We start from the raw sequence: 22,789 nt of genomic DNA, 5'->3' as shown, positions 1-22,789 counted from the left end.
GGTTATGTAAAGTTTTTTCTGATTTTTTTACACATCACAACAAGATGCGAAGTTTCTTTACATACGCAGGACCTACCGGGCGAACGGTGGCCCCGTGTGGGTCTTCCGCCCGTGCCAGCGTCTCTACTCACGTAACTGCCCATCCTCCACTGCCCAGTCTTCGCAGTTCAGACGGTCTCAACTGCCGGAGCTCCGAGACCGATGAACCGCTCGATTCGTTCCCCTGAAGCAGGCAGGTAGGGTCGATACTCCGCGACGGCGAAGACATAGGTCCAGGCCTGCAAGCGGCTCGGCGTCAGTAGCGGGTGGTGTGCGAGATCATCGAGTCGCTCGGAGATCGTGCGCGGCCCGTCCTGAATCGCCACCCACAACGCGGCTTCAGCGTTCACATCTCCGACTGCCCCCAACGGGTCGATCGTGTACCAGACATCAGGGCCTTGCAAGATGTTCTTGGCCTGCAAATCGGCATGGAGCACATGCCGGCGCCCCGTAGTGCTCAACAACTTTTCGAGCACGCGCTGCGCGGACGCAAGGTGCCGTTTGCCGTCGATACGTTCGATCGAGGCCGCGAACCTCGGATCATCGAATCGCTCTCTCGCCCAGTCCATTCGCATCTCGGCGATATCGGCCATGTCCTTCAGCACCGGCGGCTCCGGCAGGTCGGCAGCATTGAGCCTGCTGAGCAGCGTGGCAAACTTGTCCGATTCGGCCGGATCAGCACCTGGCCAAGCGACAGTGCCCGGGATGATCCGGGTCATCAGGAAGACCCCGGTCTCGGTGTCGTGCTGCAGAACGGTGGGCGCCGCACCACCGACGGCCCACCGCTCGATCATCCGCGTTTCGGTATTGCCGGCCTCCAGATCGACGGGAATCTTCAGCACGGCGGCACGACCGGTCTCGACTTCTGTACAGAAGACACAGCACGACATAGCGCCGTTTTCGGCGATGGTGTGCAACTCCAGTCCCCACCGCGCCGCGTAATCACCGAGTTGGTCGGGCAACGCACCGAGCCAGGCACGTCCGTCCTCCTCTCCGCGCAGGAAGATGATCGCCGCTTCCAGCCGTTCGGGGATTGTCGGGACGTTCATCGAGACAGCACCTCCTTGATTCGGTGGGTGACACGGTCGACGTCGTTCTCGTCGTTGTAGATATGCGTCGCCAAACGCAGCAGGCATTCTCCCTGCGCGCCTTGCCCGACCCACGCCCGGACCTCATCGCCCAGCAGCGAGTTCTTCACCTCGGCTGGGTCGGCTCCGTCCAGAACGAAAGCACGCAGCCGTGGCGGCTGAAATTCTCGTGACGCCGTGCATCGGGCGCCGACCCCGGCCAGCGAATTCTCCGCTGAGTCGGCCAATGTCCGGCACTGCTCGAGCAGGCCCTCCGTTCGCCATTCGCGCCACTGCTCGAAGGCGGTGTCGACGCAGAGGCGTGGAACGGGATCGAATGTGCCAGGCCAGGAGAACCGTTCGACGAGGTTCGCGGAATCCCATGTCAGCGACACCTCGGCCGGCCGGATGAGAGCGTCGAATTCTGGTGTGAGCCACAGGAAACCAACCGGCCTGAGGGTCGGATACCACTTGTGCAGGGTGCCGAAGACCGCCGAGGCCTTCCAATTGTCTGGTTCCAACGGAATGTGTCCGGGGCAGTGTGCTGCATCCACGACGAGGCGGCCACCACGTTGCACCACCCAATCACCGAGTTCCGCGACCGGCAGATGTATCGCGGTCGAGGAGGTGATCGCGCTGACCTGCAGGTAGTCGACTCGCTCCGGGGCTCGTGCATCGAGTGCCGACAAGAGATCAGTAGTGGACTCGAACGGCACCGGCACCGGCACCACTACGAAAGCAGCCCCGGCTTTCGAACAGGCGATCTCCCACCCACGACGGATCGACGAATACTCGACATCGAGGACGACTACTGTGCTCTTCGCGGACAGCGGAACCGAATCGATGATCGCAGCCGCACCCGAGGTTGCATTGGTGCACAGCGCCATTCGTTCTTCGGCCAACCCCTCGGCCCGAGCCACCTGCGTAGTCTGCGCCAGAAGCCGGTCGGTCAACTCAGATCCCAGGTGCACTGTCGGGTCGGATTCGATCCGACGCCGAAGACGTTCTCCTTGGTCGATCACACGCAAGGAGCTGAGCCCGTAGGAAGCGTGATTGAACTGCGTAAGCCTGGCAGCCAGTGGGAACTCCGCTGCCACAGCGGGTTTCATCGCAGTCCCGCGCGCAGTTGAGCCAAGCTCGGAACGTCGAACCGGAAGATGGCGTCGGCGGCACGTGCGTCGTCGTCGGACACCCCGAACTCGCTGATCGCATAGTGCACGGGATCCCAGATCGCCGGCCGCACCCGAAGTCCATCCACCAAACGGCGCAGCAGTTCTCGTGATTCCACCATCAGAAAGTCTTCATCGGCCGCCCTGCACAACTCGTCGAGAAAGCCGGCTGCCGCACCTGAACCGTGCAGCCACTCGATCTCGGACAGCTGACATGCCAATGTCGTCGACACACGCCCCGCCGCAGACACCTGGCTGAGATCTGTGAACACCGCAAAAGCGTTCGCGGCATTGGGAAATTCACCCAGCAGTCCGAGCACACGGCTGAGGTCGCGGACGTGCGGCGGGTTCTCGCTGGCAACCCCGGACGTCTGCGACATCTCGCGCAACTGAGCGAGTAGCTGAGCGGACCGCTCGAGTTCCATGCACGCCATCGTCTTCTTGCTGAGCCAGTGCACGGCCTCGTATTCGGCGTAGGGGTGATCGGCAGCAACCGCGACGTCGATCGCCTTCTGCAACCATTGTTCGGCTTCCATCGGCTGATACGCGGTCAGATGCGCCAGCCCTCGATGGCCGAATGCCCGCGACTGCACTTCGGGGTCCGCGGACATCACCGCTACCTGGTCGCAGAGCTCGATGCATCGTGCACTGTCCTGAACCGGACCGCACAGCGCGACCTCGGCATAGAGATTCAACGTCTCCGCGAGCAACTCGCTGGGTTCCGGGTACGCGGCAGCCAACTGGTCGAGCACGTCGACGGCCTGTGTCCAGCGGCAGGTCATTCGGAGATTGCGCGCCCACAGCAGTCGCACATGTGCCAAGGTCGACGGATCGACTGTCGTGGATTCGGTGAGGCCGAGGGCCGCTACGCAGGCATCGACCCCTGCCACATGGTCACCACCGGCGGACAAACATTCGGCGAGCAAGGCATGGGCATCGAAGCTCGGCGTGTGCTCGACCGCGATTCGGGCGAGGTCGCGCGCCTTGGAGACGGCTCCGAGCGTGAACTGCCGTCGAGCCGCCTGCAACGCCAACGACCCGGCCTTCGCGCGGTTGCGCGCTTCGACGGCGACGGCTGTCGCACGCACCCACATCTCGTCGTCCCAGTCTTGCTCGGCTTCGAGAATCTGCAGCAGTTTGGCGTGGTGGCGCCGCCACCGAGGTCCGTTCGCCACGCCACGCTCACGCAGCACCTGCGCGAACAGCGGATGATGAATCCGGTACCGGTCGTATTCGTTTCGCATTTCCGCCGGACGGACCAGATCGTGCTCGTCGAACAGCACGTGCAACCGCTCGAATACATCGTCCACATCGAGCCGGGCCAGTTCGGCAAGGTAGTCGACTTCGAAGTTGTAGCCGATCAACGCTGCCGTTTCGAGCAACCGCTGATCCTCGGCAGTGAGGTAGGAAAGGCGGTCCTCGATAACCGCTGTGATCTGTCGCGGCGGTTGATGCCCGCTACGGTGATCCACGCGCGCCAACGACTCCGCGAACAATGGATTACCCGCACTCATCCGGACGATCCTCGACACCGCGTGGGGCGCGATCCGCGGACCTGCCACTGTTCGCCGGACCAGTTCCTCGGTGTCCTCGGGCGACAAACGCGGCAAGTCGACGACCTGTGTCTCGGGCAGATATCGGCACAAGCGAAAAACTGTGCGCTGCAAGGGATGTGTCTCGTCGGTCGACTTCAATTGATCGGAGCGATACGCCAGGACGAGGACGAGCGGGCCCTTGACTCTCAGTGCGATCGTCGTCAACAGGTCGATGGTGGCCGTATCCGCCCAATGGAGATCGTCGAGGACCATCAGCAGTGGTGCATCCGTGACGATGTCCTCGATGAGCAGCAGGAGTTGGTCGAGACGGCTGTCCATCTCCGTGCGCTCGCCGCCGCCGCTCGCCGCATAGGACTGCCCCGTTCGCACGCCTGCGGCAAGCACCTGTCCGACTACCGGCACCGACTCGATCCAGTCGGGCGCATTCTCCTTGAACGACTGGGTGATTCGTTGCCAGCGAGTGGGCGATCCGGATCGCTGCGCCGAGGACGCCATCGACCTCAGGCACTCACGCACCGCCTGGAACGAGTCCGAGGCCAATGAATTCAGCATTGCCTGGCCGTAACCGGTCAGCAGGTGTGCGTTCTGGTGTCGGGCTGCCGCTTCGTGCGCGAAGCGGGTCAACAGGCTCGTCTTCCCCACCCCAGCCTCACCGCGCAGGACGATGACGCTCAGCTGACGTTCTTCGACCGACCGATCGACAGTATTCAGCAACGTCGCGAGCTCATCGATTCTGTCCACCAACGGTGCCGGTGCAGCTGTCCCCGCCAAAGCGTTCCCCTCGCTTCTGTGCCTTTGCGCAGCGCACAAGGCTGATACCTGAATCATAAGCCGCTGCATGGCCTCGATCGACGCTGTCGGGCAATCGATCCCGAGCAAAGGACAATAGTTACTGGAAAATACTGGACATCACTGGAACTTCCACTTAACCTCGGCCCCATGTCAGAAGCTGCGGAGCTGCTGGAAGCCCGCATCAACGAACTGCGCGCGGCCGTCAGACGCGCCGTCTCCGCCGGTGACCGCCTGGCTGCCCGGCAGTTGCGCAATGAGCTGCGCGCGGTCGAAACCGAGTGGGACGAAGCGGTTCTCGGTCCCGGCGAAACACCTGCCCCGGACCCCAATGTTCCGGTGCGTGAGCATGTTCACCGCGCACTCACCCTGCTCGGCGCACCGTCGGCACCGAAATTGGTAATGCAGGTCCACACCGCGTTCTTCTCCGGCGATCTGGCCCCCGCAAGGCTGACGAGCTTGCGCCGAGACGAGGAACGTTCCTTCCGCGCAGCACCTTTCGCGCGCCCTTACTACATCTGCGCAGCACTCACCACCGACCTCCTCGCTCCGGCACGCGGACTCCTCGCCCTGAGCAGCTGGACACTCCCCCAACGCATGATCGGACCCCTCAGTCCCCGAGTGAACCTGCTGACCTCGGCAATCCGACTAGCCGACCACGTCAGAGGCCAACCGGGCATTTCTCCGGACGGCATCCGCTTGATGTGGCGCCTGGCGAACTCCATCCCCGGCGTAACAGGCACCCCCGATTCCATCGATGCCGAGGACGTGAAGACCGCCGCACAACGCGAGCTCGCGGTCCACGAAGAAGACGACGCATTCCAGCGGCAACAGGCCGCGACCAGGGCGGCACAGCAGCTCGATCAGCCCGCCCAACTGTTCGGCACCCGGCTGAGCCTGGCCGCCACACGAAAAGAGATGGGATGAAAGAACTTTCGGCCCGCCTGCAGGAGCTGCGCGGTGGTGCCCCGTCGATCCGTCACAATGCCCGCACCATCGCCGCGCTCACCGCGAACCCCGGCTGCGCCCGTCGCGCACTGCTCGACGCCGCCGCCGTCGACAAGGCTGTTGTCGCCCGGGAACTCGGTCACCCGCCGCAGTACGGCCAGTCGTCGTTCGCCATCACGCGCGGCAATGCCTTCGAATCGATGGTCAAGGCGAACGGTTGCGCCGACCTGCTCGCCCTCCTGCGCGACGTCCTCGACCTGACCATCCCCGAAGTGGCCTATCACAACCTCGAGGCGGTCGCCGAGAACGCCGGAAACGCGGTGCGTTATCAGCGAACCCGGCAACTGCTCGGACAGGCGCTCGATACCGGTGAAGGCACCCTGTTCGACCACCCGATGCTGCGCCTGGACATCGCAGGCGCACTCGCCTACCTCGAGCCGGATCTGGTCGCCCTCCAGATCGAGGGCAAGTTCCACATCGTCGAGATCAAGTCGTTCCCCATGATCGACGGTCAAGCCGACCCCGCCCAGGTCGCGGCCGCGGCCCGTCAGTCCGCGGTCTACGTGATCGCATTGCGGCGTCTGCTCGAGGAATTGGGTGCAGACCCCGAAAAACTCGTGTCGCACAACGCGATCCTGGTGTGCACGAAGGACTTCTCGAACCGCCCCACCGCGACCTTCGTCGACCTGCGCAATCAGATCGCCGTCGTCTCACGCCAGTTGTCCCGCCTGACCTCGATCGAGTCGCTGATCGAATTGGTGCCGCCCGGAGCGACTTTCGAACCCGGCCCGCAGCTGGACGAGGTGATCTCCACACTCCCGGCCCGCTTCGCCCCCGAGTGCATTTCGACGTGCGAACTCGGCTTCGTCTGCCGCTCCGAAGCCCGTGCGTGCGGCTCTGTCGACGCTCTCGGCCGCGGCGTTCGCGACGAGCTCGGCGGGCTGCACAACATCGACGACGTCCTCGCCCTCGCCCGTGGTTCGCGCCCGCCGACCGAGGACCAGGCCGACATCGCCGACCTGCTCCGCACCGCCCACCGCCTGTGCCAGGAGATCGCGTGAGCGTGCTGTCGGCCCTCGCCAAGGTAGAGGCGGTCGACGCGGGCCGCGCTGTCCGAACCGCGACCGTCCGGCACTGTCACCTCGCCGAACAACCGCTTGTCCTCATTCCACTGCATCTGGCGGGCGAAGCGGCGGCACCGCTGGCAGTGCTCGTCGGCACCGACCCCGACAATCCGCGGCTCCTCGTGGTCCCGCAGCCACGCGACCGCGTCCTGCGCCTGCGATTCGCCGAGGAACTGGCGGAAATCCTGCTGCCCCACATCGGCCGATATGCCGACGACACCGAACCCGTGGTGATCGACAAGAAGACCAACGAGACCATCGACCGCTGCGTCGACGCCCCGCAGATCTGGGTCCCCAACCAGGCCGCGGTCACCTTCTTGAAGCTCCTCGGACGGTCCCTGCGTTTCCGCCGCACCGAAGGCGAAGACGCTGTCTCCCCGGCCATCCCGCTCGTCGGCCGGTGGCTCACCTGGTATTGCGACCGCGCCGAACATCCCGGATCCACCGCGCTGGCTCCCCTCACCGCACACCTGTCCACGCACTGGACCACGGGCCAATCCGCTCTGGAAGACGCCAACCTCACCGCCCTCCTCGGCTGGATCACACCGCCCGACAACCTGACCGGGCCCCAAGCCGCGGCCCGCGCCGAGGACCCGACCATCTGTCCCCCGGCCGGTCCCGCGACCGACCCCGGCTTCGACAACGTCGTCCTCGCCCCGCTCATCAACGCCTATGACACAGCTGCCGACGACATCGCCCGCACCCGTGCCGTGCAGCGACTCGAACAGGCGCTGCGAACCCAGCTGGAGCCGACGTGGAAGCTGATGTGGCAAGGCATTTCGCTCCTGCGCGCCCTCCCCGAGGGTTCGAGCGTGGTCACCCGCTGGGCCGAGGACGTGCGCTCCTTCTCCTACCACGCCGAGATCGCCGAAACCCAAGCCCAGTCACGCCGCGATTCCCCCACCTCAGCGGTCCGCCGCTTACTCGCCCGTGAACAGGCACTCGAACGCCTCACCGCCGCAATGGCTTACGACGACCCCTATGTCATGCTCGAACGCCGACTGGGAGGCGAGGCGTGTCTGGCCACCGTCATCGACTCCGAACCCACCCGAACCACGATGAGCGACAAGGGCAAAAGCGTCCTGCGCCCCTTGCTCCGCGTGTCAACGACAGACCCGTTCACCCCGATCCCCGGCGAATCACTGCACAACGCTGCGGTCAAGAACCAGCAAGGCAAGGTTCTCGAGGTCGACGAGGACGTCATCGTGCTCGAACTCAGCGGCGGAATGGGCCGCAGCACAAAGGTTCCCGCCGAAGGCACGGTAAACGTCGACGGCGACCGCATCGTCCTGGCCCGGTTCGGCCCGAACGGCAATTTCCGCGCAGCCACCCTCCCGCCCCCGGAGGAAACTCCCTGGACCCACGGCGGCCCACCGGAAACCGATGAGGAGAACTGATGTCCGCCGCCCACGCCGCTGATACCACCGTCACCAACATCCTCACCGACTTGGCCGACACCTCCCACAAGGCGATCGTCGTCGACTCACCGCCCGGCGCAGGAAAATCCACCCTCGTCGTCAAAGCCGCAGGTCAACTCGCCCAAGACGGCACCCAACGCATGATCGTCGCCCAAACCAACGAACAGGTCGACGACCTCATCGCCCGCCTGGCCGCCGCCCACCCCGACCTCCCCATCGGCCGCCTCTCCGCCCAGGACTACCGCCCCAGCGACCGCATCGCCCTCCCGAACGTCCGCGCCGCCGCCAAAGTCGACGACCTCGCCGACCGCACCATCCTCATCGGCACCGCCGCCAAATGGGCCACCCTCACCGAGGGCACCTGGGAACACGCCATCGTCGACGAGGCCTACCAGATGCGCTCCGAAATGCTCCTACGCATCGCAGGCCGCTTCGACCGCGGCCTCTTCGTCGGCGACCCCGGCCAACTAGACCCCTTCGCCACCGTCGAATCCGACCGCTGGGCAGGCCTGGACTGGGACCCCACCCGCAGCGCCGTCCCCGTCATGCTCGCCAACAACCGAGACCGCCACATCCCCATCCACCGCCTCCCCGTCTCCTGGCGCCTCCCCACCACCGCCGCCCCCGTAATCTCCGCCGCCTTCTACCCCTTCACCTCCTTCACCGCAGGCACCGCCCCCGGCACCCGCCAACTCTCCTACGTCACCCACGGCCTGCGCACTCCCCTGGACCGCTGCCTCGACGAAGCCGCCGACCACGGCTGGGCCCTCTACGAACTCCCCTCCCGCAACACCCTGCGCACCGACCGAGAAGCGGTGTCCGCCATCGCCTCCCTCGCCGTCCGCATCCTCGAACGCGGCGCCACCGCCACCTCCGAACAGGGCACCCACCCCGTCACCGCCGACCGCCTAGCCATCGGCACCGCCCACCGCGACCAAGCCGAAGCCATCCGCCTAGCTTTGCGCGGCACCCTCGCCGAACAGGTCACCGTCGACACCGCCAACCGCCTCCAGGGCCGCGAATACGACATCACCATCGTCCTGCACCCCTTGTCAGGCCGCCGCGACGCCAGCTCCTTCCACCTCGAAGCCGGCCGCCTCTGCGTCCTCACCTCCCGCCACCGCCACGCCTGCATCGTGGTCGCCCGAGCAGGCATCGCCGACCTCCTCGACGCCTACCCCTCCACAGAACCGGTCCACCTGGGCGTCCCGGTCAAATTCCCCGACGGTTGGGAAGCCAACCAATCCATCCTCAGCCACCTCGAGAGTCACCGAATCAGCTTGTAGGGCAAGCACATCACAATGGTCTGGGTGACCCGATCGGCCGGATCTCCCGACCACGGGACCCAACCCTTGCAGAGGACTCTCACACTCCGGGGATCACACGAGCACGTGTGCCCAGCAGTTCTGCCACCTCATGCGAACGATCGCTATCGTTACCGCGATGGGCTCGATGAGGATTGCGGCTTCGGCGTTGTCTCAAAACCTGCTGCCCTTGTGGCGGGCGCTGCACCACCGTCTCGGCACTGGGCGACCGGTAGCCTCGGTCAAAGTCTGCGGAATGTCCGTAGCTCAGCGGACGGCACTGGCTGACCTGTTCGGCATGGATGCGCTGCCGGGTGAAACACATACCGTCAGTTGCGCACAGCTCGATGCCGTGCTGGTCGACCTGACGGGTTTGTCCGGGCGCGAGGTGGTCGAGCAGATAGTCGGGCCGATCGAGAACCGGTCGGCAGTGCGGACGGCCAGGGCACTGGAACGAGAGGAATTGTGGGGATGGCTCGCGCGACATCCGGTCATCGAGGCACAGCCGGTGCTGGCGGACTGGGCGGCGGCGATGGAGCGAGCGGGGGTCATCGAGCAGTCGGTCACGCGGACGCGAACGATGCTGGAGCAGGCGTTGCGCGTCCTGCGCGCGATCCCCGCACAGGGGCAGCCTTTGCCGGTCTTCGCCGACCAAACGCTGGACGACCCACACGCCCTCGATGACGGAACTCGCCTGCAGGGAATGGTGATTCGGGCCCTGGCGGTGATGCACGACCGCCCTGTTCCCGCCGATTCCGGCGAGCTACGCCAACTGTGGATGTCGGCCGGCGTAGCCGATGACGAATTGTCCTCCACAGTGCTTGTCGCCGGTATGGGCGGCCTGGACCGGGGCGGAGCCCTCGGGAAGATGTTGCGGGTGTGCGCCGAAGGCGCGCTGGCGGCGTCGGTGACGTTGCAGCAACTGCGCACGGTGGCGGCCCTCGATGATGCGCCGCCGATGGTGGCGGTTGTGGAGAACCCGAGTGTGTTGGCAGTCGCGGTGCGGCGGTTCGGCCGTGCCTGTCCCCCGATCGTGTGCACCGCCGGCTGGCCGAACAGCGCCGGAATCAGGTTGCTCGACCTGCTGAGTCAGTCGGGCGCCCGACTGAACTATCACGGGGATTTCGATGGCGAAGGGCTGCGGATCGCGGCGCATGTCGTGGCCCGTGTCGGTGCCCGGCCGTGGCGGATGAGCTGCCGGGACTATCTCGCCGCAGTGACCGATGGGCCTGGCGTCGGGCGGGTCACCGGAGTGCCATGGGACGATGCGCTGGCGGTCGAGATGAATCGGCTCGGCGTATCGGTTCCGGAGGAACGCGTCATCGAAACGTTGCTCGCCGATCTCATACCGTAGTTGTCGGTGGCCGCGTCTATCGTTGCCGGCACACTGCAGGAGAGGCAACGTGATGGACCCGATTCGTGTACCGGCGGACATGTTCCGATTCACGACTGTCGACCGTTCCGGGCTCTACATGGCAGTCCTCCAGACATTCGGCGAGGCCAACGAACGTTTGGAGACCGCTCTCAGCCTCGACGACCTGCGTCGGCGGCTCGACGCGGTCGGCTTTGCGGAGGCGATCGCCGACGACGACCTGGCCGCTTCGCTCGAGCGGATGCGTCAATGGAACCTGATCGATGTCGTTCAGAACCATTCCGAGAATTATCGGACCGCACTGGATTACGAACGCCGCAACCTGCTCTATTCGCTGACCAAACAGGGCGAGGCCGCCTTTGCCGGTGTCGTGCACGCGATGTCGGTGCTGACCTCCTCCGGTGCGTTGCAGACCGCAGTGCTCGACGCCATCGGTGACCGGTTGGCCGACCTCGTTCGCGAACTCGACAGCGGTTCGGACAAACGAGTTTTCACCGTCGCGTTCGAACTCGAATCACATCTGGAAGGGCTGCGAACCAATACCAAGCAGTTCAATGGTGAGTTGCAGCGGCTGTTGCGTGCAGAAGGCGTCGACTTGGCGGTTTTCCATGAGGTGAAAGCGGCTACAGTCGCCTACCTGCAGGAGTTTCTCAACGACATCGATCGTCGCAGTCATGTCATCGCGAACCGCATCCAGGCCGTCGAGGACTTCGGGGTTTCCCGCATGCACCAGCGTGCACTGCGTGGCGCGGAACTGCCGACCCTCGGCGGAACCGATCCCGCCCCGGCCTGGCTCGAACAGCGCCGAGCCCGGTGGGAGGGACTGCGGGCGTGGTTTCTGCCGATCGATGATTCGCCACCCCGAATCGACCAACTGCGTCAGGTCGGGCGGCGCGCGATCATCACCTTGCTTCAAGTACTCGACCGGCTTACCGAGTCTCGTCGACGCGCCAGCAGCGCGGTGGCCGACTTTCGCGAGCTGGCACGCTGGTTCACGGTGTTGCCCGAGGAAGACGACCTGCACCGGTTGTGGTCGACGGCGTTCGGCCTCGGCTCGGCGAGGCATGCCCATCTGACCCACCCCGATCCCGAGCTGGTCAGCTACTCCGCGACCTGGGCGAGCGCACCGCCGGTCGAGGTGTCTCCCCTGCTACGCAGCGCCGGGCGAACGGAACGAATGGGGCGCACGGGGTCCGTGCCCGATGTGTCCGCGCTCCGAAAGGAGCGGGCGGTTAAAGCCGCTTCCGAGCGGGCAGAGCTGCTGGCAGCGTGGGACCTGCTCGACACCGGCGGGCAGACACGTACTTTGGGACAGTTCGTCGACCTCGATCACGCGATGTTCGAACGACTGCTCGACCTGCTCGGTCGGGCGCTCGGTGCCGCCCCCGATTCGGCCGGTGTGCGCCGATCGATGACATCAGACGGCCGGGTCGAGATATCGCTGTCCGCCGGCGATCCGGGTGCGGTAGCCGAATTGCGCGCACCCCGAGGAGTTTTCCGCGGTCCCGACTACCGGGTCCGGATCCGTACGGTGGGATCGAGACGGTCATGAGCGAATTGACCAACCAGCTGGCGATCGCCGAACGAGAGGAAGTCGGTCGAGGTATCCGGTATCTGCTGGCGCAGCCGATGCTCACGGAGGCGGCAGCGCCGGACCGTTTCGATGTGGTCAGGCGTCGCCGTGACCCGATCACCAAGTGGTTCGACTACTACTGCGGTTGGTCGGTGGTCGTCGAACCACGGCTCGGCTATGCCCGATTGACCAAGGTACGCACAGCCCCCGACGCGACGCGACCCGCAAAACGGGTGCGAACCCAACGCACCGCGTTCGATCGGCGTCGGTACGTTCTGCTGTGTGTCGTCGCGGCCGAACTCTGCACGACGCCCGTCACGACGATCGGTCTGCTCGCGGGCAAGGTCCACGCCGCCACCGTCAACGATCCGGTGCTCGTCGGATTCGATACCGCCAACCGCGCGGAGCGGCGGGCTTTCGTCGACGCGCTGCGGCTTCTCGAATCGTATGGCGTGCTCGACCCGGTGGACGGGACGGCCGATGCCTACGTCGACTCCGAGCAGGCGAAAGTGCTATTCCGCGTGGATGTCACGCGGCTACTGCGGATGTTCGCCATCACGGTCGGCCCTTCACAACTGAACGTGCCGGTCGCCGAGGTCGCTCTTCGGCTCCCGACCATGCTGGGTGAACTCACGCGGGAATCCCGGTACGGTGACGCGGCTGGGCCGCTCGGCCGACACGCGGATGCGGTATCGAGTACGCAACGCAATCTGTGGTTGCGGCACAGTGTGTTTCGGCGGGTCGTCGATGATCCGGTCCTGTATTTCGATGATCTCGATGCGGACGAGCTGGGCTACCTGACGTCGATCACGGGCCGCAGGTTCCTGCGCGAAGCCGCGGAGCTCGGTGGATTCGTCCTCGAGGAACGTGCCGAGGGCGTCATGTTCATCGATCCGGACGCGATCGCGACAGACACGAAATTCCCCGACGACGCGAGCACCGCCAAACTCGCCGGACTGTTGCTGCTCGACGAGATGGTCGGCCCGACCACCGTCGAACAGTTGCGTCGCCGCGCGATGAATCTGCTCGAACGATTTCCGCGCTGGGCGAAGACCTACCAGGCAGCCGACGGCCCCGCGCGATTGGTCACCGACGCACTCATCGCACTCACCGAATTCCAGCTGATCCGCACCACCACCGCCGGTTTGGTCATCCCCCTGCCCGCTACCGCCCGCTACCGCGTGCGCGGAGTCCGAACCACCACCGACGACGAGGAGCTCTGATGGTCGAGCCCGTCGAGCGCTGGATGCCGAGCCGCGCGGGGATTCTCAATGTGTGGCGCTATTACGACGAGGTCCTCGAATTCCACGACGGTCGGCTGCTCCTGCGGGGCGCGAACGGTAGCGGCAAATCGAAGGCGTTGGAACTGCTGTTGCCCTTCCTCTTCGACGCCAGTCTGCGCGCCAATCGCTTGTCGACCTTCGGGACCAGCGAGCGGACGATGCATTGGAACATGATGGGAGAAGGCACTACGGGCGTGACCCGGGTCGGCTACGTCTGGCTGGAATTCCAGCGTGGCGGTCCGGCGGCTGAGTGGCTGACCTGTGGTGCGCGGCTACAAGCGACATCACGGACGCCGAGTGTGCAGGCGGACTACTTCACCACAACCCAGCGTGTCGGCGCCGTCGGCGAAGACGGCGTGCTGGTACTGACGGAAGCTGACCGCCCGATCACCCGTAAGGAGCTCGATACCCGTATCGGGTCCGCGGGCACGGTCCACGACACCGGCGGTGATTACCGAGATGCCGTGCGAACAACACTGTTTCCCGGTCTGTCCGAACAGCGCTACGACGCATTGATCACGGCCCTGTTGCAGCTTCGTATGCCGAAGTTGTCGCAACGACTCGACCCCGGATTGCTCTCCGGCCTGCTCTCCAAGGCACTTCCTCCACTCGGGCAGGACGAGATCGCCGACCTGGCAGAGGGTTTCGAACGACTCGATGCTCAACGGGAACGGCTCGAGCGGCTGGCGATCGAAGCGGCGGCGGTCGGCAAACTCGCGCGCCAGCAGCGCACCTACGCGCAGCAGGTAATGCGTGCGCAAGCCGGTGAGCTCGTGAGCGCGACGACGGACCTATCGAGCTGCTCGGAAGCGGAAAAACGATCCGCCACCCAGCTCGTGGAAACCAGAGATCTGCTCGCGCGCACCGACCAGAGGATTCTCGACCTGCGCCGGGAGTCGGCTCGGCTGACCTCTCACCGCGAGGGTCTGATGAAGTCCGAGGCCTACAAGGTCGGCTCGACTCTCGACGAACTGCGGAACACCCGCCGCGGCGCACAGCGCCGAGCCGATGCCGCAGCAGCTGCGGCTGCGCATGATGATCAGGTCGCATCGGCGGCCGCGTCTGCCCGATCGGCCACCGCTGATGCCGTGCGAACCCGGATACAACTCACCGATCGGAGTGCGGAGGAAGCTCGGCAGTGCGCACAGCGCTGCGGGATGATCGCGGTGCTGGACGAGGTCGCCACCGATCCCACATCCGGCAAGGCGCGCACGGTGATTCGGAATTCTGTGCAAGCCAGAGAAGACCAGCTGCGCCGGATGGAAGCCGAGATACAAGCCCATCAACAGGCGTGCTCGGCCCGGGCTTCCGCCGAAGCCGCCGTGGAGGCGGCTCGGCACGACTTCAGTTCGGCTGATGCAGCGCTGATCAGCTCAACCGAGCGTAGAGAAGTTGCGCTCGACGACTTGCGCACAGAGATCAGATGCTGGGCGAGCGGCTGCCACGAACTGGCGCTCGATCCCGACACACTTGTCGCCGCCGCCGACAACGAACCGCGATTCGCCGCGCGAGTAAGCCAGGCAGTCACCGCGGCTGCTGAATCGGTAGCGTCGGCCTCGTCGGATTGCCGACGTGAGCACACAAATGCCACAGCCGCGCGAAAGGACCTCGAGGACGAACGCGCTCGTGTCGCGGCCCAACCTGATATCGCACCTGCCGCGCCCGCATGGCGAAGCACGGACAGATCAGCGTTGGCGGGTGCCCCGCTGTGGCGACTGGTCGACTTCGCCGACGGAATCTCCACCGCTACAGCGGTGGGGGTGGAAGCAGCGCTCCAGTCGGCAGGGTTGCTGGATGCCTGGATCGGCCCACGAGGCGAGATCCTCGGCCACGACGTTTTCGCCGTACCCGACGCGCTCGAACCGATTTCAGGACCGTCGCTGGCGGACGTGCTGGTCGCGGTCGACGGGACCGCGGTGCCGACGGGCCGGGTGAATCGACTGCTGGCGTCCATCGCGTTCGGCGAGTCTGCTCCCGAATCGGGGATGGTCGCGGTTGGTGCCGACGGGCGGTGGCGGGTCGCGAATATGGTCGGCAGCTGGACGAAGCAGGAGCCCGAATTCATCGGCGCCGAGATCCAGGCGCGCAAGCGGACACAAACACTGGCAGACCTCGACCGCCGGATCGGCGAGCTCGACGCAGTGCTCGACCGACTCGAGGAGCGCATCCGGGAACTGGCGCGTCGGCGCGCCAGAATCGACGACGAATTCGATACGCGCCCCGACAGAAGCTCACTGGCACAGGCGGATTCAGCAGTGCTGGCGGCACAGGCCGCGGTCACCGCCGCCGATCGTGCCGTGCACAACACCACCGACCGGTTGCGTACGGCCGAGTCGGCGGTACGGTCCGCGCTGCAATCGCTCACCGCGTTCAGCGCCAACACCGGGCTCCCGAGCGATCAGCACAGAATCGATGCTGTGCGCTCGGCCCTGCGCGCGTTCGACGGTCAGGCTGCCACTTGGCTGGACCACGTCCGCGATCTCGAGCACGCGCGCCAGACCGAGCGGTCCGCTGCCGAGGCCGCTGATCGGGCGGATGCCGCCGCAGCGCGCTCCCGAGACGCGGCGAGCGGCGCACTGGCGGAACTGGTCGACCTCACCGGCCAGCTGCAGGCAATCGAAGACGCGGTCGGTCGCGAGTACCGCGTGGTGCTCACCGAGATCGCAGCATCGAGAGAGGAACTCATCCGAACCGACGACGAGCTCGAAAAGGCCTGGGCGCGTTCTGGGGATTTGCGAACCGAGGTCGGCAAGTGGGAGGCCCGAACGGCCAACGACCGTCGGGCCCACCTCGCCGCGATCGAGAACAGAGATGCGGCAGCACAACGCTTCAGAGCCTTGGCGAGCACGACGCTTCCCGCTGACACCGAACTCGCCGACCTGGATCAGTTCCGCGAAACCCTCGATGGGTCCGATGGTGTGCGAGCCGCGCTCGACGCGGCCAGGATGCTCACCGCGGCATGGCCGACAGTTCCGCATACCCCCACAAGCGTCGGAAATGCGTTCAACCGACTGTCCAGCTCGGTCCACGAGTGCCGCGCGGTGCTCAGCGCTCGAGCCGACCTGGAACTCGAAAACACCGGAGAGGTCCAGGTGTTCACGGCCGTGATCGACGGAGTTCGCGTCGGCGCCGCGGAACTGAAACGGATCCTGCACACCGAAGCCGAGCAGAGCCGCAACGACATCACCGAGCACGAGCGCACCCTGTTCGACAAGACACTCACTGGCGACACTCGCAGGCATCTCGCCGCGCGCATCCGCCAGGCCAACGAGCTGGTCAAGACGATGAACGACCGGTTGGCCCAGGTGCGCACCGCGTCGGAGGTCGCTGTGCGATTGGTGTGGCGAGTCGGCAAGGACCTACCCGCGGGCACGAAGGCCGCCCGCGAACTACTGCTGAAAGATCCGGTCCGCATCGACGAGGCGGAACGCGAAGCGCTGCACCGGTTCCTGCGTGAACGCATCGACGAAGCCAAGGCCGACGACAGTGCGAATACCTGGGAACAGCAACTGTCACGCGTCTTCGACTACACGAGCTGGCACCAGTTCGTCGTCGAGATCGATCGGGGTAAAGGAGAGGACTTCCAGGAACTCACCAAGCGGCTACACGGTGCGCTCTCCGGCGGAGAGAAGGCCATCGCCCTCCATCTGCCGCTGTTCGCCGCCGTTGCCGCACATTACGAAGCGACGCCGACCGCACCACGGCTGATCATGCTCGATGAAGTATTCGTCGGCGTGGACACAGTGAATCGTGGCCAGATCTTCGCGTTGCTCAGCGCCCTGGACCTCGACCTCGTACTCACGTCGGACCACGAATGGGGCATGTACGCCGAACTCCCCGGAATCGCTATTCACCAGATCGTCACAGGAGATGGCAACGACGCCGTCACCACGGCCCGGTTCACCTGGAATGGAAAGAAGCTGGAAGCAGCGTAATCACCCTTTTTCGCCGGTCATCGACTCCCAGCTCGGATCTGAGCGATCATCTCAGCCAACTGGCCCACCCTCGGATCATCCTCCCCATGCCAAGCAGCCAACTGCTCGTGCAACCGTCGCAATCGAGTCAACGCCGCACGCACCTGCCCGTTGTGCACCTGACAGTTCGCCATTTGCCGCTGACAGAACATCACCTGATCGTCGTAGGGTCCCCGTTCGGCGGTGAGGTCGTCTATCAGTTCGCTGTAGTGAGCGATGGCCTGCTTGTAATCCCCTGCCTCCATGCACAGATCAGCCAACCGAACCCGAGCGTCGACGACATCGGCATCCCGCGCACCGAGTTGCGGCACTGCAACTTCGAGCACAGTGTTCAGCTCACCGATGGCCGGCACGTACCGTGATTCGTCGGCGAGATCGCGCGCCTGCCGAACGGCCCGCTCGAGGTCGCCCCGAGTGAAGTCCGACTCAGCCGGGGACTTCGGGGGACGATGATGGTGGGCAGCTGCCGTCCTCGTCGATGCCGAAGCGCCGACCGCTGTGGCGTACAACCGAGTAGGACTGGCGGGATCGGGGTTTTCATGCAGCCCGTCCAAGGCGCCGACATAACGCATCACCACCGAGTACACGGCGGTCGCATCGGCCGGACGGTGCGTGTGATCTTTGGCGAGCATGCTCGTGATCAGCACGCTCAGTTCCTCGGGTACGTCACCACGCACGTGGTGGACCACCGGCGGGTCCGCATTGATCTGGTTGATCATGGTGTCGATCTCCGAAGCACCGAGCATGGCTCGCACCCCGGTGAGCAGCTCGTACATGACCAGCCCGAGCGAATACAGATCAGTCTGCGGCACAACGGTTTTCCCTCGCACCTGCTCCGGTGCCATGTACTCGGGCGTCCCGATCCCCGATCCGGTTCTGGTCAGCCGGGTCTGGTTCGCGTCCATCGCGACGGCGATCCCGAAGTCCAGAACCTTCACCGTCCCATCGGGACAGAGCATCAGATTCGACGGCTTGAGATCGCGATGGAAGATGCTGTGGCTGTGAGCCTCCGCAAGCACCGCGGCGGTTTGCGCGGCAATCGATGCGACCGCCCCGGTGGACAGGCTCCCCCGCTTGGCCAGAACGCTGTCGAGCGTAATCCCCTCGATGTATTCCATGATCAGGAACGGCTGCTCCGGGGGGCCGTCGTCGATACCCGCATCGAAGACGGTTGGCATCCCGGGATGACTCATACGCGCCATCAATTCGGCTTCCCTGACGAACCGCCGCTCCCACTCTTCGCTCTCGGCCAGACCGGGATGGATGAACTTCACCGCGATCCGTCGTTTGAGCTGCCGGTCGAATCCTCGATAGACCTGCCCCATCCCACCTCGACCGATGATTTCGATCAGTTCGTATCGCCCAGCGACGATGCGGGGTGTCATGTTGTCTGCCCCGGTGACAGCCGGCCTCCGGCGAGCCCGGCGATTCCCTCGCGAACCAGCCGCTCGACTGCGGACCGCTGACGCCGCCACGCGTCGTCGAGCGCCATCAGCTCCACAACGCTGTCGCCTGTCAGGCGTTGCTCGGCGAGCGGCATGCGGGGAAAGCCCACGGCGAACAGATCCGACAGCTTGCCGTCGTCATTGTCCGCTGCGGCCTGTAGTACACCGGCGAGAAATCGGTGGTCGACTACTGCCGGGTTGGCCCGCACCAGCGCCACTCGCGGCGCAAGCAGGGCTGAAACCGCGCATACCCGAACGATTGTCGGGCCACTGCCGGTGACCACAAGGACGTCGCCGGGACGGGTGGTGACTGCGCCGGGAACACTGGGGTCGCCCGATGTGGACGGCGTCCTGTCGACCCGAATATCCTTGGCGCTCAACATCGGACTTCCGGTGTCGACGGGGAGGAGCGTGGGCGGTGATTCCAGTACCTCCACGGTGCCCGCTCCGACGAGCTCACCGATCGTCACTGCGGGCAGCACACGAGGGCGGTGCTCGAGCTCGGGTACCGACGGGGTGGAGAACGCAACAACATCGGCGCGACGAGCGACATAGGAGTTGTCGCCAGCCTCGGTCGGCGCGCTGGCCGAGTCTCTAACCACCGATCGCTCACCTTCCTTTGGATGCACAACGGTAGCAGCACCAGGTGCGTCTGGCGGGCGTCGGCCACGTCGGATGAATGCGAATACTTTGCCATGCTGTCGATTGACATAGTTTTCACCGCCACGTACCGTAGCTACCAGCAACGCCTCCACCAGCCAAATCCCACATAACGCGAACCTAAACATGCAGAACGGCGAATTACTCCCGAATGGGTACTAAATTGAACCGTTCTACCGTCGACCACCAGGAGTACCCCTGATGACCAACGCCGTCGAGCCTCGCCCGCTCAACGTCGCCCCCGGCTCGATCGTCGTGGTCCGTGACGAGGAGTGGCTGGTCACCTCAGCGGAACAGGGCTCCGACGGTTGGCTGCTGCGCGTGCGCGGCCTGTCCGAACTCGTCGCCGACACCACGGCGACGTTCTACAACAGCCTCGACGAGATCGAAGTCCTCGACCCGGCTCGAGCACGGGTGATCGCCGACGGGTCCTCGGGATACCGGGATTCCCGCCTCTGGCTCGAAGCATTGCTGCGCAAGACCCCCTTCCCCTACGGCGACCAAACCCTCACCGTTTCGACCCGGATGCTCGCCGATTCACTCGGCTACCAGCGCGCCGCGGTAGCCAAAGCCCTTGACCCCCAACACATTCGTCCACGCATCCTGCTCGCCGACGCGGTCGGTCTCGGCAAGACCCTCGAGATCGGCATGATCCTGTCCGAGCTGGTGCGCCGCGGCCGCGGCGAGCGCATCCTGATCGTCACCCCCAAACACGTGCTCGACCAGATGCAGCACGAACTGTGGTGCCGCTTCGCCCTGCCGTTCGTGCGCCTCGATTCGACGGGCATCCAGAAGGTCCGCCAGAAGCTGCCCGCCACCCGCAACCCGTTCACCTATTACAAGCGGGCGATCATCTCGATCGACACCCTCAAGAGCCCCCGCTACAAGGCCCACCTGGCTCGCCAGCACTGGGACGCGGTGGTGATCGACGAGTCGCACAACCTCACCAATGTCGGCACCCAGAACAACGAGCTGGCCCGCGTGCTCGCCCCCAATACCGAGGCCCTCATTCTCGCCTCGGCGACCCCGCACAACGGTCGCGAGGAGTCCTTCGCCGAACTGCTTCGCCTGCTCGACCCCACCGCCGTGGCCGCCGATGGTTCGTTCACTAAAGACGATGTGCAGAACCTGCTGATCCGCCGCCACCGGCACCACGACGAGGTCGCCGCCGAGGTGGGTAGCGACTGGGCCGAACGCGCGGAACCGGTCCACAAACTCGTCACTCCCTCGCCCGCCGAAGACGCTGTCGCCCGGGAACTTTCGCAGGTCTGGCTGCACCCCGAGAACGGCAGCCCGTACTCCGGTGAGACCAAGGGCCTGTTCCCGTGGACGCTGGCCAAAGCCTTCCTGTCCTCCCCTGCCGCCCTGCGCGAGTCGATCGACCAGCGCCGCGCCAAACTGCGCGACGGCACCCCGGAGCAGCTCGTCGAATTGGAAGCGCTGAACACTCTCGCCGACCTCAACGACAAGGCGTTCACCGAATCAGCCGGCAAGCAAGCGGCATTGGTAGATCGGCTGCGTGAGATCGGTGTCGGTCCGAAGTCCGCGATGCGCGCCGTGGTGTTCGCCGAGCGGGTCGCAACGCTGAAATGGCTCACCGAATCCCTCCCCGCCGCACTGGGTTTGAAGCCGGAGAACATCGCCATGCTGCACGGCGGCCTGTCCGACGTGGAGCAGCAGGAGATCGTCGAGAGCTTCAAACTGGAGACCTCCCCGATTCGCGCGCTCGTCACCGGCGATGTCGCCTCGGAGGGTGTGAACCTGCACGCCCAGTGCCACCACCTGATCCACTACGACATCCCGTGGTCGCTGATCCGAATCGAACAGCGCAACGGACGCGTCGACCGCTACGGCCAGAAGTTCCCGCCGGTGATCTCCTCGCTCATTCTCGAGCCGTCGGACCCGGAGTTCTCCGGCGACCTGCGGGTGCTGTCACGCCTGCTGGAACGCGAGAACCAGGCCCACACCACCCTCGGCGACGTGGCCTCGCTGATGGGCAAACACAGTGTGACCGAGGAGGAATCGGCGATCCGGGACGTCCTCGCGGGCAAGGCCGAACTCGACGCGCAGGTCCGAACCATCGACGACGTCCTCGACGGCGACGATTTCGATTCCTTCTTCGCCCAGCTCGACACCGACTTCACCCCTGCCCTCCCCGAGCTCCCCCGCCAGAGCCTCTACCCCGACGACGTGAGCTACCTCGACGAGGCACTGCGTGCCGCGTTCGACGATGTCCCCCAGGCCGAACCCGGCAAGGGCGGCGTCGGCTGGACCGTGCACGCCAATCACGGTATCGCCGAGCTGATTCCCCCCAAGGACCTTCGCCAGCGTCTGTCCCAGCTCCCGCAGAACTACCGCGAGAAGGGCCAGATCGACAAGCGCCTCAAGCTCGCCACCTCCACCCAGGTCGGTGACGCCCAACTGCGCGCCGCCCGCCAGGGTAAAGGCATCAACGACACCACCTGGCCCGAGGCCCACTACCTCGGCCCGCTGCACCCCGTACTCGACTGGGCAAGCGACCGCGCCCTGTCGGCCCTCGGCCGCAATCAGATCTTCGCCATCCGCGGCGAGGTCGACGCCGTCACCGTCGTGCTCATGGGCACCCTGATGAACCGCCGCGGCCAGCTCGTGTCCCGCGTGTTCTCCACCGTCGAGTTCCCAGACCCCGCCCGGCCGAATTTCGCGATCGCCAGTCCGCTGGAGAGCCTCGACTTCTTGCTCACCGAGACCGGTTTGAAGCCGAACACCGCCAACCCCGGTCCGATTCCCGAGCCGGACCGCTTCCAGCACCTGATCCCGGTCGCCGTCGACAAGGCCACCCAGTCGATGAAACTCGTCCTCGACCAGCAGGAACGCTCCGCCAACGAGCGTCTGGCCCAGTGGCGCCAACGCGCCGACCGCTGGTATTCCGGCGCCGAACAACTCGAACTGTTCGGCAGCCAGAAGAAGAAGGTCGACACCTACGCCCGCCGCATCGCCGAGGAACAGCGCCTCGCCGAATCGCTCGCCCCCACCCAGCAGCTGGTGCGCCCGCTGCTGGTGATCGTCGCAGACAAGGACCAGTGATC

General features: G+C 65.3%; 14 protein-coding genes. 9 read left to right on the top strand and 5 right to left on the bottom strand.

The genetic code is table 11. From position 1 onward, the window contains the following. Positions 1–167: 167 nt before the first annotated feature. From ACWEVR_RS22450 to ACWEVR_RS22440, 3 genes are read right to left on the bottom strand one after another with little or no spacing between them, the layout of a single operon-like run. Positions 168–1,088 carry an aminoglycoside phosphotransferase family protein gene (locus ACWEVR_RS22450; protein ID WP_452468587.1) on the bottom strand — a complete coding sequence of 307 codons (921 nt, stop codon included), beginning with the start codon at positions 1,086–1,088 and terminating at the stop codon, positions 168–170. Then, entirely contained in the window at positions 1,085–2,215 is a 1,131-nt protein-coding gene (locus ACWEVR_RS22445; protein WP_452468586.1) for an aminotransferase class V-fold PLP-dependent enzyme, read from the bottom strand. The genes ACWEVR_RS22450 and ACWEVR_RS22445 overlap by 4 nt, the downstream gene beginning before the upstream one ends. Continuing rightward, on the bottom strand, positions 2,212–4,572 hold the full coding sequence (locus ACWEVR_RS22440; protein ID WP_452468585.1) for an ATP-binding protein: 2,361 nt from the start codon (positions 4,570–4,572) through the stop codon (positions 2,212–2,214). The genes ACWEVR_RS22445 and ACWEVR_RS22440 overlap by 4 nt, the downstream gene beginning before the upstream one ends. 198 nt (positions 4,573–4,770) lie before the next feature. On the opposite strand from ACWEVR_RS22440, the gene ACWEVR_RS22435 reads away from it, so the two are divergent. The 8 genes from ACWEVR_RS22435 (at position 4,771) to ACWEVR_RS22400 (ending at position 17,577) form a co-directional block, all read left to right on the top strand. Further along, complete coding sequence (locus tag ACWEVR_RS22435; protein ID WP_452468584.1) at positions 4,771–5,547, top strand: hypothetical protein; 777 nt, start codon at positions 4,771–4,773, stop codon at positions 5,545–5,547. Continuing rightward, positions 5,544–6,629 (top strand): hypothetical protein, encoded by a 1,086-nt coding sequence (locus tag ACWEVR_RS22430; protein WP_452468583.1) that lies wholly within the window; start codon positions 5,544–5,546, stop codon positions 6,627–6,629. Before ACWEVR_RS22435 ends, ACWEVR_RS22430 begins: the two co-directional genes overlap by 4 nt. Continuing rightward, positions 6,626–8,089, top strand: coding sequence for a hypothetical protein (locus ACWEVR_RS22425; protein ID WP_452468582.1), 1,464 nt, complete (start codon positions 6,626–6,628; stop codon positions 8,087–8,089). Before ACWEVR_RS22430 ends, ACWEVR_RS22425 begins: the two co-directional genes overlap by 4 nt. Further along, positions 8,089–9,396: an AAA domain-containing protein gene (locus tag ACWEVR_RS22420; RefSeq protein ID WP_452468581.1), complete on the top strand. Its 1,308-nt coding sequence runs from the start codon at positions 8,089–8,091 to the stop codon at positions 9,394–9,396. The genes ACWEVR_RS22425 and ACWEVR_RS22420 overlap by 1 nt, the downstream gene beginning before the upstream one ends. Before the next feature lie 130 nt (positions 9,397–9,526). Continuing rightward, a complete protein-coding gene (locus ACWEVR_RS22415) occupies positions 9,527–10,768 on the top strand; it encodes a TIGR02679 family protein (protein ID WP_452468580.1) in 1,242 nt (413 codons plus the stop codon). Between the two features lie 52 nt (positions 10,769–10,820). After that, complete coding sequence (locus tag ACWEVR_RS22410) at positions 10,821–12,338, top strand: TIGR02677 family protein (RefSeq protein ID WP_452468579.1); 1,518 nt, start codon at positions 10,821–10,823, stop codon at positions 12,336–12,338. Beyond that, complete coding sequence (locus ACWEVR_RS22405) at positions 12,335–13,582, top strand: TIGR02678 family protein (protein ID WP_452468578.1); 1,248 nt, start codon at positions 12,335–12,337, stop codon at positions 13,580–13,582. The genes ACWEVR_RS22410 and ACWEVR_RS22405 overlap by 4 nt, the downstream gene beginning before the upstream one ends. Beyond that, positions 13,582–17,577 carry a TIGR02680 family protein gene (locus ACWEVR_RS22400; RefSeq protein WP_452468577.1) on the top strand — a complete coding sequence of 1,332 codons (3,996 nt, stop codon included), beginning with the start codon at positions 13,582–13,584 and terminating at the stop codon, positions 17,575–17,577. The genes ACWEVR_RS22405 and ACWEVR_RS22400 overlap by 1 nt, the downstream gene beginning before the upstream one ends. 17 nt (positions 17,578–17,594) lie before the next feature. Here ACWEVR_RS22400 and ACWEVR_RS22395 read toward each other — a convergent pair whose 3' ends face one another. Both ACWEVR_RS22395 and ACWEVR_RS22390 read right to left on the bottom strand, forming a co-directional pair. After that, the gene (locus ACWEVR_RS22395) at positions 17,595–19,001 is read right to left on the bottom strand and encodes a protein kinase domain-containing protein (RefSeq protein ID WP_452468575.1); all 1,407 of its coding nucleotides are present in this window, start codon (positions 18,999–19,001) and stop codon (positions 17,595–17,597) included. Next, positions 18,998–19,816: a hypothetical protein gene (locus ACWEVR_RS22390; RefSeq protein WP_452468574.1), complete on the bottom strand. Its 819-nt coding sequence runs from the start codon at positions 19,814–19,816 to the stop codon at positions 18,998–19,000. The genes ACWEVR_RS22395 and ACWEVR_RS22390 overlap by 4 nt, the downstream gene beginning before the upstream one ends. Before the next feature lie 106 nt (positions 19,817–19,922). Here ACWEVR_RS22390 and ACWEVR_RS22385 point away from each other — a divergent pair, with 106 nt between their 5' ends. Next, positions 19,923–22,787, top strand: a complete 2,865-nt coding sequence (locus ACWEVR_RS22385; RefSeq protein WP_452468573.1) for a helicase-related protein — start codon at positions 19,923–19,925, stop codon at positions 22,785–22,787. Positions 22,788–22,789: the final 2 nt, after the last annotated feature.

This window comes from Nocardia sp. NPDC003979, assembly GCF_053605015.1.
Note: the sequence above shows the minus strand (reverse complement) of the source record. Positions and strands in the feature narration are given on the sequence as shown.

What these genes read in the sequence shown, in the direction of transcription:
- ACWEVR_RS22430 (WP_452468583.1), top strand. Translation starts at nt 5,544, where the DNA reads ATGAAAGAACTTTCGGCCCGCCTGCAGGAGCTGCGCGGTGGTGCCCCG.
- ACWEVR_RS22450 (WP_452468587.1), bottom strand. Translation starts at nt 1,088, where the DNA reads ATGAACGTCCCGACAATCCCCGAACGGCTGGAAGCGGCGATCATCTTC.
- ACWEVR_RS22400 (WP_452468577.1), top strand. Translation starts at nt 13,582, where the DNA reads ATGGTCGAGCCCGTCGAGCGCTGGATGCCGAGCCGCGCGGGGATTCTC.
- ACWEVR_RS22405 (WP_452468578.1), top strand. Translation starts at nt 12,335, where the DNA reads ATGAGCGAATTGACCAACCAGCTGGCGATCGCCGAACGAGAGGAAGTC.
- ACWEVR_RS22385 (WP_452468573.1), top strand. Translation starts at nt 19,923, where the DNA reads ATGACCAACGCCGTCGAGCCTCGCCCGCTCAACGTCGCCCCCGGCTCG.
- ACWEVR_RS22435 (WP_452468584.1), top strand. Translation starts at nt 4,771, where the DNA reads ATGTCAGAAGCTGCGGAGCTGCTGGAAGCCCGCATCAACGAACTGCGC.
- ACWEVR_RS22445 (WP_452468586.1), bottom strand. Translation starts at nt 2,215, where the DNA reads ATGAAACCCGCTGTGGCAGCGGAGTTCCCACTGGCTGCCAGGCTTACG.
- ACWEVR_RS22410 (WP_452468579.1), top strand. Translation starts at nt 10,821, where the DNA reads ATGGACCCGATTCGTGTACCGGCGGACATGTTCCGATTCACGACTGTC.
- ACWEVR_RS22420 (WP_452468581.1), top strand. Translation starts at nt 8,089, where the DNA reads ATGTCCGCCGCCCACGCCGCTGATACCACCGTCACCAACATCCTCACC.
- ACWEVR_RS22415 (WP_452468580.1), top strand. Translation starts at nt 9,527, where the DNA reads ATGCGAACGATCGCTATCGTTACCGCGATGGGCTCGATGAGGATTGCG.
- ACWEVR_RS22395 (WP_452468575.1), bottom strand. Translation starts at nt 19,001, where the DNA reads ATGACACCCCGCATCGTCGCTGGGCGATACGAACTGATCGAAATCATC.